Origin of the sequence: Flagellimonas iocasae (assembly GCF_042682725.1) — a bacterium.
In the GTDB taxonomy this organism is placed as follows: domain Bacteria; phylum Bacteroidota; class Bacteroidia; order Flavobacteriales; family Flavobacteriaceae; genus Flagellimonas; species Flagellimonas iocasae.
Genome location: NZ_JBHUHU010000001.1, coordinates 478169 through 491683, shown reverse-complemented (window position 1 = coordinate 491683; position 13515 = coordinate 478169). Strand labels below are relative to the sequence as shown.

The following is a 13515-nucleotide window of genomic DNA, read 5'->3' as shown; positions in this document are numbered from 1 at the left end:
AACAGATTGTAGCGTAACTTTTCCAATAAAAATCAAATCTGTTATAGGAAAGAAAAGCGATGGTGGTTCAATGATGTTTTTGGGTGTCCAGAAGATAACCTGCTATATCCTTTTCCAACTGCTTATACCGCTCCAAATGAAGTTCTATATCCCTGTCCAACTCCGGGGATTCAAATTCTCTGGCCTTTAACGCCTCTACAATCTGCTTTTGATACTTTGCAAAAACCTTGAACTTGTTCTTTAATTCATAGAATTTCTCAAAACAGGAAGGATTGTTGGGTTCGCAGGTATAGGAACATAATTTTTTGGAAAGTCGCTGAATGACCTTGTTGTTCCGCTCCAAACGAACCAGCAGTTCTTGAACTTCATAGGTGCTATTTTCAACGACATGGGTCATATTGACAATTTAATTTTTGGGATGTCCTAAATTCACCTTTAAGGTAGTGATAATCTTACATGCGGGCAGTAAAGCCAATTTCAAATTTTTGTTAATTAACAGAACCTTTACGCTAAAAAAAGCCCGATGCAAAAAACATCGGGCTCCTTGGTTCTTTTGCGAATTGGTTATTAACCTTTCGTTTCTTCGTAGGCTTCTTGTTTCAATTCATCGCTGGCAACAATGGCCAATTCCACACGACGGTTAGCTGCTTTACCTTCTGCAGTATCATTACTTTCACGAGGTTGGGTCTCCCCATACCATTTTGTGGTGAACCTGCTGCTTGAAATTCCTTTGGAAATCAAATAATTGGTAACTGACTCCGCACGTTGTTGTGAAAGCTTCCAGTTGTATTCATCGCTACCTGCACTGTCGGTGTGGCCTTCCACCAAAATATTGGATTTTGGATATTCCTTAAAGATTCCAGCCAACCTATCCAAAGTATTGGCAGAAGTTCCTTTGATATCAGATTTATTGGTATCAAAATAAACCCCAGCATCTTCGTTGAAGGTTACATTGATTCCCTCACCAACACGTTTTACTTCGGCACCAGGAATTTCTTCTTCAATACGTTCGGCTTGACGGTCCATTCGGTTACCGATATATCCACCGGCAGCACCACCCACAACTGCACCAATGATAGCGCCAAGGGCCGTGTTACCTTTACCAACATTATTACCAATGACTCCACCGATAACGGCTCCACCACCGGCACCGATGGCGGCACCTTTTTGGGTGTTGTTGGCATTTTTTACGGCGTCGCAGCTAAAAATAAGTGTCAATGCCAAGAAAGCTGTTGTACTTTTTAATAGTATATTTTTCATCTGATTATTTTTTTGAGAATTCATAAACAATAGTTACAGGTTGTCCGTCTACTGATACATTGGATTTTAGGGTCATAGCCTGCTCGGTCAAGCTAACAATGTTCAAACGATAGCCATAGCCACCGGAAATGTCCTTTCGGTTTTCATCAATGAATTTAAACTGCAGCTGACTGCTGTAATTTTGGGAAGGTTCTACCACTGACCATCTAAAGAAACGGTCGCCCCCATTACAAAGGGTGCTTTGCGCTATGGTATATCTTCCGGTACTGTTGTTGTCCCGAAAAAACCATTCGCTGCCTTCAAAGCAAATATCTTCAGCATCATTGAAGATGACGGATTTAAAATTACCCGAATTGTTTTCATACGAAATGTTGTCCAAGGACCACGTTCCACTAAAAAGGTCTCGTTGACCCCTAGCGCTTTTGGAAACTGAACATGATGAGAGTAAAAGTCCCACCACAGTAATCAATAAGAGTGATTGTTTCATGATAAGTTCTTAGTTTTTGTTTAAAATAATATACGATTTGGGTTATGTTAACAGTTGTTAAATTATTAAAAAATCGCCATTTCTCTTACCTTCACATCGATAGAGTCCAGATTAATATTGAATCAGCTCAACCAACGCAGATTCGAAGCGCTGTTTGGGCAGGTAGTTTTCTTCCAACTCCTTAGCGAACGGTACAGGGGTTTCCAAACTTCCCACCCTTTTTATGGGAGCATCCAAATATTGAAAACATTCTTCCATGACCATTGCGGAAATGTCACTGGCAATTCCGCCAAACAATGTATCTTCTTGTAAAATCAGTAGCTTCCCTGTCTTTTTTACCGAGGTGTAGACAGTATCTATATCGAGAGGTTGTAATGTTCGTAAATCTACGAGATCTGCTTGAATATTTGGATGTTTTTCCAGCACTTCGATAGCCCAATGCACAGCCGCTCCATAACTAACCACTGTAATGGCGTTTCCGGTTCGCAGCAAATTGGCTTTACCAAAAGGCAAAGTGTAATAATCTTTAGGAACATCACCATAAATACTTCGGTAAAGTCCTTTGTGTTCAAAGAACAAGACTGGATTGGGGTCATTTATGGCCGTATTCAACAATCCTTTTGCATCCGCAGGAAAAGCGGGATATACCACTTTGAGCCCCGGGGTTTTGGTAAACCATGCTTCATTGGTCTGGGAATGGAAAGGGCCAGCCCCTACTCCGCCACCGCAAGGCATCCGTATGACCACATCGGCTTTTTCATTCCACCGGTAATGGACCTTGGCCAGATAATTTACAATAGGATTGAATCCAGAACTGACAAAATCCGCAAATTGCATTTCAACCACTGATTTCATTCCGTTGATGGACAATCCCATGGCAGCGGAAACAATCCCCGATTCACAAATGGGTGTGTTACGTACCCTGCTCTTCCCAAACTTGGAAGTAAAGCCTTCCGTAATTTTAAAGACCCCTCCGTAATCCGCGATATCCTGACCCATGACAATCAATTCGTTATGGCGATACATGGATTGCTCCAGACCTTGTGAAATGGCATCTACAAAACGAATATTCTCTACATCTTCTTTAGGTTCAAAATGTTGATAATCAAATTCTTGGTAAACATCATTTAACTCTTTGGCTTCATTAAATGAGACTGGAGATTCATCAAAGGCCATCTTTAAATTTTCATTGATTTCCTCCGAAATTTCTTCTTTAAGCTTGTCGATCTCTTCTTGGGATATGATGTTTTCTTCCAAAAGAAACGTCTCGAAATTGGAAATAGGGTCTTTTTTGGCCCATTTGCTCATCAATTTATCCGGAACATATTTGGTGCCACTGGCTTCCTCATGGCCCCTCATCCGAAAGGTCTTGAATTCCAACAACATGGGACGAGGTCGCTTTCGCATGGCCTTGCAGAGTTCGTCCACTTTAGTAAACACCTCCAAAATGTTGTTCCCATCAATGATTCGGGATTCCATACCATAGCCCTTGGCCCTATCCGCCAAATGCTCGCAATTATATTGTTCGTTCGTCGGGGTGGACAAACCATAGCCGTTGTTTTCAATACAGAATAAAACGGGAAGATTCCATACTGAAGCAATGTTCAGGGCTTCGTGGAAATCACCTTCGCTAGTAGCACCTTCACCAGTGAAGACCGCTGTGACACGTTTCTTTCTTCCCAATAAATCGGCCAAGGCAATACCATCCGCCACTCCTAATTGAGGACCTAAATGGGAAATCATCCCCACAATTTTATATTCCTGGGTGCCAAAATGAAAGCTTCGGTCGCGCCCTTGGGTAAAACCACTTTGCTTTCCCTGCCATTGAGCAAAGAGTCGATACAACGGAATATTTCGGGAAGTGAACACCCCTAAATTCCGATGCATGGGAAGTATATACTCATCCGCTTTCAACGCCTGAGTAACGCCAACAGAGATGGCTTCCTGTCCTATTCCGCTGAACCATTTGGAAATTTTACCCTGTCTGAGTAAAATCAGCATCTTTTCCTCAATCATTCTAGGCTTAAGCATTCCTGTGTAGAGGTCCCGTAATTTTTGGTGGTCCAAATCCCCAATGTGATATCGCATATCTTGAAAATTCAACGGGATAAATGTAGTAAAAAAGCCATCCATCCACCTTCAAATTTCTGTACGTTCGGCATTATTCATTACTTTTGACCGTAATCAAAAATTGATGGCATGAGTGCAATTCCAAGTGTGAATCTAGCAGATTTTGTCTCTGGGGACCCCGCCAGAAAAGAGAAGTTTGTCAAAGAAATCGGTGCCGCCTTTGAAGATATAGGATTCGTGGCCCTAAGTGGTCATTTCTTATCGGATAAGCTGGTGGAAGACCTGTATTCGGAAATAAAAAAGTTCTTCCAACTCCCGCAAGAAGTCAAGGACAGCTATGAGATTGAAGGTATTGGTGGACAACGGGGCTATACTTCCTTCGGAAAAGAGCATGCCAAAGGCAAAAAGGAAGGTGATTTGAAGGAGTTCTGGCATTTTGGCCAATATGTGGAAGACAACCCAAAATTGGAGGAAGAATATCCGGATAACGTCACTGTAAAAGAACTCCCTGAGTTCAATGTCGTAGGAAAGGAGACCTATAAAATGCTGGAAAAGACAGCACAATATGTGCTTCGGGCCCTAGCACTGCACTTAGGATTGGAAGAAACCTATTTTGATGAATACATTAAAAATGGGAACTCCATTCTACGACCTATTCACTACCCTCCCATCACCACTGAGCCCAAAAATGCGGTGAGGGCGGCGGCGCACGGCGACATTAACCTGATTACATTGCTGATGGGCGCCCACGGCAAAGGATTGCAGGTTCAAAATCACGAAGGAGAATGGGTGGACGCCATTGCCCAACCTGACGAATTGATGATCAATGTTGGGGATATGCTTTCACGCCTGACCAACAATAAATTGAAATCCACGATACATCAGGTGGTGAACCCACCAAGGGAACTTTGGGGCACTTCGCGATATTCCATTCCGTTTTTTATGCACCCCATCAGCGAAATGCCGCTGAACTGTTTAGAAGATTGCGTGGACGATGAGCATCCCAAGGCTTTTGAGGACATCACTGCCGGCGAATACCTTCATGAGCGATTGATAGAACTAGGATTGATAAAAAAATAAGATATGGACCTTAAGGACCAACTCAAGAACCTGTTCCCAGACCATGTTCCTGAGGAAAATACAGAAAAGGAAAGTAAAAAGCCGGATTATTGGCTCCAGGACGACCCCATTATCTGCAAATACGAAAAACGGAAAGGCAAACCCATCACTATCTTGGAAGGGTACAATGGTGCGGACTCCGATTTTAAAAAATTGGCCAAAGACCTTAAGACGTTTTTAGGCGTAGGCGGCAGCTTCAAGAACGAATCCATCATTATTCAAGGGGACTATCGGGATAAAATAATGGAGTTCTTAAAAGATCATGGATTCTCGGTAAAAAGAGTTGGCGGATAGGGATTTGACGATTTAATCCTGTTAAATTTGAACATTGAAAACCAATGTTTTAAGAAAATTTTTTTGTGTTCTTGATCGAGTGTCTTACTTTTATTCTTCCTAACCAACGAAAACTGAACTGAAAATGAAATCACTGTTGCACATAACCAACGGGGACAGTTTCACGTCTAAATTACAATCGTTACAACTACAGGGGGATATTATTACATGGAGGGAGATGCTTTGCGAAGGCAAAACTTTATGTACGGTTGGTAGTGAATCTTTCTGGAAAACACGATTTGAATTTTTGAGCAAGAACTACAAGGTCTCAAAGTCTTGGTTTGTTGAAAAAACATTGAAAGAGTACCGCTCGCTATGTAATCACAAACAGCAAGACCACATTGTTCTTTGGTTTGAATACGACCTTTTCTGTCAAATTAATATGCTAGCTGTACTAAGTTGGCTCAAAACCCATAGAAGGCATGCCGAAATCTCTTTGGTATGCAGCGGGAAAGAAGATGACAGCGATAAATTCTACGGTATTAGCGAATTGAGTGATGAAAAACTCATAGATCTATACGAAAATAGAACACTTCTCACACAGGACGATATTGAATACGCCGACTACGTTTGGCAATTGTACTGCAGCGACAACCCCATTCGATTGGAGAACCTGATCAACAATGATGATTTTCAGTTTGAGTACCTATCTGATGCCCTGAAAACACACCTAAGACGTTTCCCAACCATTAAAAATGGTTTAAACGAGTTGGAAAATCATGTATTGGATGTAGCGGCCACAGAAAAACCAAAATCAAGAAAGGAGCTTTTGGGCAACTTATTGACCAATCAAGGTTTTTACGGTTTTGGTGATTCCCAGTACGAGCGTATCATCACTTCTTTGAAACCATTGTTCAGCTCTTTCAACCCTGTCAAACTGACAAAAAAGGGTATGGAAGTTTTAGAAAACAAGAACAACTACTACTCTCAAATACGTGACAATCAATTATATCTAGGTGGTTCTTTAAAGTATAACTTCCTGTATAATACTGATACAAACCGTATCTTAAAACTCTAAGTACCGATGTCTTTAGGTCGCTCAGAATTGATTCTGAACCCTGATGGCAGCATCTACCATCTCAACCTTCTTCCAGAAGATATTGCAGATACCATTCTCACTGTAGGTGATCCTGGTCGCGTATCCCAAGTTTCCAATTATTTTGATTCCATTGAAGTCAAGAAAAGTAAACGGGAATTCACCACCCATACTGGCATACTATCCGGAAAACGGATTACAGTCATTTCCACAGGCATAGGAACGGACAATATTGACATTGTTTTGAACGAACTGGACGCGTTGGCCAACATTGATTTTTCTTCGAGAAGGGTCAAAACAGAAAAAAGACAGCTCAGTTTTATACGGATTGGTACATCGGGAAGTATCCAGGCCAACATTCCAATTGATTCATTTGTGTTAAGTTCGTCGGGGATTGGATTTGATGGATTATTGCAGTTTTATGATAGTGGACAGGCCAGAAATCAAGAGTTGGAGGCTGAGCTTAACGGTTACTTGGGCTGGCAAAGCCATAATATTACCGCGTACGCTGCAGATTGTGATGAAAGATTAGGGCTAAAATTCGAGTCAAATCGTATACGATTTGGAATAACAGTCACAAATTCAGGATTTTATGGACCGCAAGGAAGAAGTCTTCGGGCCGCCCCCAGAATACCTGACTTCAATGAACGCCTTGCAGCTTTTACCTATCAAAATCAGCGAATCACCAACCTTGAAATGGAAACCGCAGGCATCTATGGATTGGCCAAACTACATGGACACAGGGCTGTTTCGCTAAATGCCATTTTAGCCAACAGGGCTACAGGTGAGTTTTCCAATAATGGAAAAAAAGCAATTGAAGAGCTTATCCAGTTTACCTTGGGAAAGATAACGGCAAGCGATTTTGATTTGGGATACTAGCGTCTCTTTTAAGTTTTAAAAAAGATACCGAGTGGAATCCATATTTTTGTGCAACTTTTAAATCATTTCCAGTGAAGACCGTAAAAATTATTGGGGTACCTGAACATTTTAACCTCCCTTGGCATCTTGCCATGGAAGATGGGGCTTTTGAGGATCGTGGTATTCAATTGGAATGGACCGATGTCCCTGAAGGGACCGGGAAAATGTGTCAACTATTGGAAAACCAGGAAGCCGACTTGGCCATTATCCTCACCGAAGGTATCATTAAAAGCATTTCGCAAGGAAACCCAAGTAAAATTGTCCAGGAATTCATCTCTTCTCCCCTGCTTTGGGGCATTCATGTGGATGTCAACAGTCCTAGGGAGTCCATTCAAGATTTGAAAGATGATAAAGTGGCGATTAGCCGCCTTGGAAGTGGAAGTCATTTAATGGCTTATGTAAATGCCCAAAATCAAGGATGGAACCCCGAAAATCTAGAGTTTGAAATCATCAACAATCTGGATGGAGCCATCAAAAGCTTAAATGGAGGTTCAGGGGCCTATTTCATGTGGGAACATTTCACCACCAAGCCTCTAGTGGATAACGGCACCTTTAAATGGTTGGGTGACTGCCCTACCCCATGGCCCTGCTTTGTGGTCGCGGCCACGGATGCGTTTTTGGAGTCCAATTCAGGGGTATTGAAACATGTTTTGGAAGTCATCAACACCTACACAGAGGAATTTAAACAAATCCCTAGCATTGACCGCACCTTGTCCAATCGATACAACCAAAAACTGGATGACATTCAAGAATGGCTATCCAAAACTACATGGGGACAGCGACAATTATCCGAAGAAACACTGAATGGTGTTCAACAGAAACTTTTCAGCTTAAATTTAATTGAAGAAATTAAAGAGACAGGTCAATTCTTATACCCTAGTCACTGAAAAAGTGTTTGGTCACCAATGCCCTAAACTTGATATCCGAAAGGGGTTTCTGTATCATATCTACAACGCTGGGATGGGACATGGCCATGGTATTATCATCCAAGTCCATTCCCGTAAGCATTACAATAACAACATCCTCCTTTAATTGGTCGTAAAACTTTTCCGAATAGACATCCAAGAACTCCCAGCCACTCATGATGGACATGTTTAAATCCAACATCATTAGGCATGGCATATCTTCTTTGCGGGAAGCACTCTGTAAAAATTCAATGGCTTCCCTGCCATTGCGGACCATATGCACTTTTAAAGTACTATCCAGTTGTCTAATGAAAAAGCTGTTCACCAAATTGGTCGTATCGTCGTCGTCTACCAATAAAATTGATTTCAGTCGCTCCAAATCGTAGGTTTCAGCCTAAGAGGTTAAACATACTAAATTCTCAATAATTACAAAATGTATTTAGCTGAACATCACCAATCTATAGACGTCCTTCCCATTTTGGACAACAAACTGTTGGTTTTGCTAAAATGTTGGTTGCCAAACCAAAGCCCTCTATTGGCACTTAAGGGGGAAGGATGCCCAGAGGTAAGAATATGATGTTTGGTTTTGTCAATCAAGTTGGATTTCTTCTTTGCAAAACCACCCCAAAGTAAAAAAATAACCCCTTCCAATTCATTGGAAACGGTCTTGATAACAGCGTCAGTGAACTGTTCCCATCCTTTGTTCTGATGGCTCCCCGCATTATGCGCTCTAACTGTAAGGGTGGCGTTGAGCAGCAAAACACCTTGGTCCGCCCATCGTTCCAAATTACCACTTTGAGGGTACGGTTTTTCCATATCAACCTTGATTTCCTTAAAAATATTGACCAATGACGGTGGGTGCGGAATACCATCCTTTACCGAAAAGCACAAGCCATTGGCCTGGTTGGGCCCATGGTACGGGTCTTGCCCAATGATGACCACTTTTGTTTCCTGAAATGGACAGTGGTCAAACGCCGCAAAAATATCCTTGCCCTTGGGGTAGCAGGTATGGTTTTGATACTCTTGCTTCACGAACTGGGTGAGTTGTTGAAAATACGGTTTATCGAATTCAGATTTTAAATGCGCTTTCCAGCTCGGTTCAATGGAAACATCCATACTTTGCTTACTTCTTTTTGGTTAATTTGTAAATTAAATAGCCGATTCCCACCACAAAGTGGAGCAGAATAATTCCGGCAATCACGTATATGAATGTATGGCTACTTCCCATAGTTCAAATAAAATCAAGTTTGGCTTCAAATTTAGGAATTGAATGTGTTTTTGAATTATAACTCGTAACAAAAAGCAGCTTTTCTTCCCGAGTCATTATTATATCTTTGCGGCCATAGTAGATATCAATGCAAAAGATTCACCCCAAAACACTTCAAGATTTGGAGTTTCCCACGGTGTTGCAACAGGTTTCAAGCCGATGCAATACAGAAATGGGCAAGGAAATGGCATTGACCATTGCTCCTATCGCCGAAAAAGAGGCTTTGTTAGAGGTCTTGGGGCAGACATCAGAATATTTGGCCTCCTTCTCCAATGATAATCGCTTACCCAATCATGGGTTTGATGCTATTAAGAGCGAATTGTCCCTTCTGAAGATTGAGAACAGTACGCTGGAAATTTCAGGCTTTAGAAAAATTGGTGGTATTTGCAAAACGGTTGGCATCCATCAAAAGTTTTTGAGGAAATTCAAGGAATACTATCCACTGCTCCATGCAAAAGCAGATGCGATTGAAACCAATGCCGAGATTCCAGAGGCCATTGACCACGTGATTGATAAGTTTGGAGAGATCAAGGACTCTGCTTCTGCAGATTTAAAGCATATTCGCTCTCAAATCAACGAGGTTCGTGGAAAAATCAACCAAAGTTTTGCCTCCGCTTTGACCCGATACCAATCCTCGGATTTTTTGGACGATATTCGGGAGTCCGTGGTGGAAAACCGAAGGGTTTTGGCTGTGAAAGCCATGCATCGCCGAAAAGTAAAAGGCACGGTGATGGGCAGTTCCAAGACCGGAAGTATTGTCTATATCATTCCCGATACCACCGTGGGTTACACCAGAGAACTCAACAATTTGGAGTTCGATGAAAAGGAAGAAATTCAGAGAATTCTCAATCAGCTTACCGACACCATCCGACCTTTTACACCGTTGCTCAAGGAATATCAGGCTTATCTCACTGATATCGATATCACCGCGGCCAAGGCCAAGTACGCTTCGGATATGGATGCTTTGTTGCCTGAAATCAGTGAGGAACGTGAATTGTTCTTACGGGATGCCTACCACCCACTGCTCTATTTGACCAATAAGCGAAAGAACCAAAAAACCTGGCCGCAAACCATTCAACTACATCGGGAAAACCGAATCATTGTCATTTCCGGACCCAATGCAGGTGGAAAAAGTATCACTTTAAAGACCATCGGGCTCTTGCAGGTGATGCTGCAAAGCGGCATGTTGATTCCTGTTCATGAACGTAGCAAAGTTTGTCTTTTTGATAAAATTCTGACAGACATTGGAGATAATCAATCCATTGAAAATCATCTAAGTACATACAGTTACCGGCTTAAGAACATGAACTACTTTTTAAAACGGTGCAATGACAAAACCTTATTCCTGATTGATGAATTTGGAACCGGCAGTGACCCCGAATTGGGAGGTGCTTTGGCTGAAGCATTTTTGGAAGTATTCTACGAACGTGAAGCCTATGGCGTCATCACTACCCACTATGCCAACCTAAAGGCGTTGGCCAACGAACTGCCGCATGTCACCAATGCCAACATGCGTTTTAACTCCCAGACCTTGGAACCGACCTTTCAATTGGTATTGGGTGAAGCGGGAAGCTCCTTTACGTTTGAGGTAGCCCAAAAGAACGGCATCCCCTACTCATTAATCAATAAGGCCAAGAAAAAGATAGAGCGCGGAAAGGTCCGATTTGATGAAACCATCGCCAAGCTCCAAAAGGAGCGGAATAAAATGGTGCAGACCGGCTCTAAATTGAAGGAAGAGGAAAGCAAGGCCCGTGAAGAAGCTGATAAACTGGAACAACTCAATTCCAAAATCAAATCTAAATTGGAGAGCTACCAAGAACTGTACGATCACAACCAACGGATGATTCAATTGGGCAACAAAGTGAATACCGCTTCGGAAAAGTACTTCTTGGACAACAAAAAACGGCCATTGATTTCCGAGTTGCTTCGCATTGTGGAAACCGAAAACAGCAAACGCAAGAAGACCACTGCCAAAAAAGCCAAGGAAAAACAACAACAGCAAAAGCAGGTGGCCCAAGAGCTAGAACAAAAAATCGTAAAGGTTCGGGAGGAAAAAAAGGTGGAAAAGAAAAAGGCCATCCAAAAAGAAAAAAACAAACCAAGGCCCGTCTTTAAAATTGGAGACCGCGTCCGGTTGATGGACGGAAAGGCCGTAGGCAGCATCGACACCCTCGAAAAAGGCAAAGCCGTTGTAAATTATGGGATGTTTACCACCAATGTAAGCGTGGATCAGTTGGAATTGGTGGAGGCGAAAAAATAGACTTCTACGTAAAAATCGTTCTTATATCGCTGACCTTCGTAAAATAAACGCACAGATTCCTAAGAGTTGCCAAAAATCATCAAAATGATGTTTGATTGATAAGTTGGCCACATCTTTTTATCTCCTTCGGCATAGATTCTTTGTCCTCTAGCGAAAAACTAATCAATTTTCAGGCTTATTTCCGCTATCTTGTAGGCACCATTCTAAATTAAGACACGCACTACGAACATGAATCAAAAATCCAACCTCTCCAGCAGAAGAAAATTTATAAAAAATACAGCTATTGCCTCTGGCATTTTCATCGTCCCACGTCACGTTTTAGGCGGACCGGGCTATTTGGCACCCAGTGACCGCCTGCATTTGGCTGCAATTGGTTCCGGTGGAAAAGGCGCCAGTGATATCAGTAATGCCTCAGTCAATGGCCGGGAACGGGTTGTAGCCCTTTGTGATACTGATTTCTCTGGGTCTGCAAAAAGCACTGTAGAAAAATTTCCAAAAGCCAAATTGTTCAACGACTATCGTGAAATGCTCGATAAAGTAAAAGGTATCGATGCGGTGACCATCAGTACTCCAGATCACGTGCACGGACCAGCTGCGGCCTATGCCATGGAGCGTGGCAAGCATGTATATGTGCAAAAACCCTTGACCCATAATATCCGCGAGACCCGAATTCTGACCCAAATGGCCCGCGACAAACAAGTCGTAACACAAATGGGTAATCAAGGGGGTTCCAACCCACTTTTGGATATGGTTCAAAAATGGGTGGATTCTGGAGCACTGGGAAGAATCACCAAAGTTGAAATTTGGACCAATCGCCCAGTTTGGCCTCAAGGATATGCTATGCCAGAACCTAACCCAGACTTGAAACCGGAAGAGCTGTATTGGGATTTATGGTTGGGGCCAGCCCCTGAACGCCCTTATATCCCAAACCTTCATCCCTTTAATTGGAGAGGCTGGTGGGATTATGGAACAGGTGCTTTGGGTGATGTAGGCTGTCACCTCATCGATATTCCTTACAGAACCCTTAAGCTGAAATACCCAACGGCTGCCGAATGCAGTGTGGGGACCGTATTTTCACAAATGTGGAATCCTGATTACCATCCGGAAGGTTGCCCAGCTACCTCATTCATCACCTTAAATTATGAGGCTACCGAAAAAACAGGCGCGCCTTTGACCATGACTTGGAGCGATGGAGGTATTCGTCCTTCACATCCAGAAATCATCCCTGCGGATAGCGATATAGGCGGTCCTGGAAGTTATAACGGCGTGCTGATTCATGGTGAAAACGGTGTGATTTCCACTAACATCAACGATAGCTCCCCATTGACCCCTAAATTATACTTGAACGATGGCACCACCGAATTTGGACCTGAGATTGAAGAAATGCCAGAGCCAGAGTACGGACACCAGCGCAAATGGGTCGATGCCTGCAAAGCAGGATTTGGAAGCCCGGAACACTTGGAGCTTACCTCCTCTTTTGATTATGCCGGGCCGATGACAGAAACCGTTTTGATGGGCAACTTGGCTATCCGAAGTTACATGCTTCAAAAACCCAATGCTGACGGAAACATGGAATTCTACGGACGCAAAAAACTATTGTGGGATGGCGAAAACATGAAAGTCACCAATTTTGAGGACGCCAACCAGTTTGTTACCCGAACCTACCGTAAAGGTTGGGAGGTATAACTGATTCACAAAATAAGAAGTATGGAAAAGGTCGCAAATGCGGCCTTTTTGCTTTTTGAAATTGCACAGTGACGGCAGTATCATTTCACCCAAAATGAATCCATTGTTGATAATTCAAGGTAATCCTAACACACAACCCATTGATTGTTAGGGAAATTTACACGAAATTAGTCC

13 protein-coding genes and 1 pseudogene are annotated in these 13515 nt (G+C 42.6%); 7 read left to right on the top strand and 7 right to left on the bottom strand.

The genetic code is table 11. The features are described from left to right. Positions 1-67: 67 nt before the first annotated feature. The 5 genes and pseudogenes from ACFSJE_RS02170 to ACFSJE_RS02150 form a co-directional block, all read right to left on the bottom strand. Positions 68-397, bottom strand: coding sequence for a hypothetical protein (locus ACFSJE_RS02170; RefSeq protein WP_379829336.1), 330 nt, complete (start codon positions 395-397; stop codon positions 68-70). Positions 398-567: 170 nt separating this feature from the next. Then, positions 568-1260, bottom strand: coding sequence for a YiaD family glycine zipper/OmpA-like lipoprotein (locus ACFSJE_RS02165; RefSeq protein ID WP_379829335.1), 693 nt, complete (start codon positions 1258-1260; stop codon positions 568-570). A gap of 4 nt (positions 1261-1264) precedes the next feature. Continuing rightward, positions 1265-1747: a lipocalin-like domain-containing protein gene (locus ACFSJE_RS02160; protein ID WP_379829334.1), complete on the bottom strand. Its 483-nt coding sequence runs from the start codon at positions 1745-1747 to the stop codon at positions 1265-1267. A 111-nt stretch (positions 1748-1858) separates the two neighbouring features. Next, positions 1859-2239, bottom strand: a complete 381-nt coding sequence (locus ACFSJE_RS02155) for a transketolase C-terminal domain-containing protein (protein WP_379830033.1) — start codon at positions 2237-2239, stop codon at positions 1859-1861. Between the two features lie 69 nt (positions 2240-2308). Beyond that, a pseudogene (locus ACFSJE_RS02150) lies at positions 2309-3748 on the bottom strand (alpha-ketoacid dehydrogenase subunit alpha/beta); the annotation flags it as partial. A gap of 198 nt (positions 3749-3946) precedes the next feature. Here ACFSJE_RS02150 and ACFSJE_RS02145 point away from each other — a divergent pair. From ACFSJE_RS02145 to ACFSJE_RS02125, 5 genes are all read left to right on the top strand, one after another. Continuing rightward, positions 3947-4897 (top strand): isopenicillin N synthase family dioxygenase, encoded by a 951-nt coding sequence (locus ACFSJE_RS02145; RefSeq protein ID WP_379829333.1) that lies wholly within the window; start codon positions 3947-3949, stop codon positions 4895-4897. Positions 4898-4900: 3 nt separating this feature from the next. Continuing rightward, positions 4901-5230 carry a translation initiation factor gene (locus tag ACFSJE_RS02140; protein ID WP_379829332.1) on the top strand — a complete coding sequence of 110 codons (330 nt, stop codon included), beginning with the start codon at positions 4901-4903 and terminating at the stop codon, positions 5228-5230. 124 nt (positions 5231-5354) lie between these two features. Then, complete coding sequence (locus tag ACFSJE_RS02135) at positions 5355-6287, top strand: DUF1835 domain-containing protein (protein ID WP_379829331.1); 933 nt, start codon at positions 5355-5357, stop codon at positions 6285-6287. Positions 6288-6293: 6 nt separating this feature from the next. Further along, positions 6294-7184, top strand: coding sequence for a nucleoside phosphorylase (locus ACFSJE_RS02130; protein ID WP_379829330.1), 891 nt, complete (start codon positions 6294-6296; stop codon positions 7182-7184). A 71-nt stretch (positions 7185-7255) separates the two neighbouring features. Continuing rightward, positions 7256-8110 carry a substrate-binding domain-containing protein gene (locus tag ACFSJE_RS02125; RefSeq protein WP_379829329.1) on the top strand — a complete coding sequence of 285 codons (855 nt, stop codon included), beginning with the start codon at positions 7256-7258 and terminating at the stop codon, positions 8108-8110. Here the strand turns inward: ACFSJE_RS02125 and ACFSJE_RS02120 are convergent. After that, positions 8100-8507: a response regulator gene (locus ACFSJE_RS02120; RefSeq protein ID WP_379829328.1), complete on the bottom strand. Its 408-nt coding sequence runs from the start codon at positions 8505-8507 to the stop codon at positions 8100-8102. The two genes, ACFSJE_RS02125 and ACFSJE_RS02120, sit on opposite strands and share 11 nt — an antisense overlap. 71 nt (positions 8508-8578) lie before the next feature. Further along, positions 8579-9244, bottom strand: a complete 666-nt coding sequence (locus ACFSJE_RS02115; RefSeq protein WP_379829327.1) for a uracil-DNA glycosylase — start codon at positions 9242-9244, stop codon at positions 8579-8581. A 239-nt stretch (positions 9245-9483) separates the two neighbouring features. On the opposite strand from ACFSJE_RS02115, the gene ACFSJE_RS02110 reads away from it, so the two are divergent. Together ACFSJE_RS02110 and ACFSJE_RS02105 are read left to right on the top strand one after the other, a co-directional pair. Next, positions 9484-11655, top strand: a complete 2172-nt coding sequence (locus tag ACFSJE_RS02110; RefSeq protein WP_379829326.1) for an endonuclease MutS2 — start codon at positions 9484-9486, stop codon at positions 11653-11655. A gap of 228 nt (positions 11656-11883) precedes the next feature. After that, positions 11884-13341 carry a Gfo/Idh/MocA family protein gene (locus tag ACFSJE_RS02105; RefSeq protein ID WP_379829325.1) on the top strand — a complete coding sequence of 486 codons (1458 nt, stop codon included), beginning with the start codon at positions 11884-11886 and terminating at the stop codon, positions 13339-13341. Positions 13342-13515: the final 174 nt, after the last annotated feature.

What these genes read in the sequence shown, in the direction of transcription:
- ACFSJE_RS02170 (WP_379829336.1), bottom strand. Translation starts at nt 397, where the DNA reads ATGACCCATGTCGTTGAAAATAGCACCTATGAAGTTCAAGAACTGCTG.
- ACFSJE_RS02165 (WP_379829335.1), bottom strand. Translation starts at nt 1,260, where the DNA reads ATGAAAAATATACTATTAAAAAGTACAACAGCTTTCTTGGCATTGACA.
- ACFSJE_RS02160 (WP_379829334.1), bottom strand. Translation starts at nt 1,747, where the DNA reads ATGAAACAATCACTCTTATTGATTACTGTGGTGGGACTTTTACTCTCA.
- ACFSJE_RS02145 (WP_379829333.1), top strand. Translation starts at nt 3,947, where the DNA reads ATGAGTGCAATTCCAAGTGTGAATCTAGCAGATTTTGTCTCTGGGGAC.
- ACFSJE_RS02140 (WP_379829332.1), top strand. Translation starts at nt 4,901, where the DNA reads ATGGACCTTAAGGACCAACTCAAGAACCTGTTCCCAGACCATGTTCCT.
- ACFSJE_RS02135 (WP_379829331.1), top strand. Translation starts at nt 5,355, where the DNA reads ATGAAATCACTGTTGCACATAACCAACGGGGACAGTTTCACGTCTAAA.
- ACFSJE_RS02130 (WP_379829330.1), top strand. Translation starts at nt 6,294, where the DNA reads ATGTCTTTAGGTCGCTCAGAATTGATTCTGAACCCTGATGGCAGCATC.
- ACFSJE_RS02115 (WP_379829327.1), bottom strand. Translation starts at nt 9,244, where the DNA reads ATGGATGTTTCCATTGAACCGAGCTGGAAAGCGCATTTAAAATCTGAA.
- ACFSJE_RS02110 (WP_379829326.1), top strand. Translation starts at nt 9,484, where the DNA reads ATGCAAAAGATTCACCCCAAAACACTTCAAGATTTGGAGTTTCCCACG.
- ACFSJE_RS02105 (WP_379829325.1), top strand. Translation starts at nt 11,884, where the DNA reads ATGAATCAAAAATCCAACCTCTCCAGCAGAAGAAAATTTATAAAAAAT.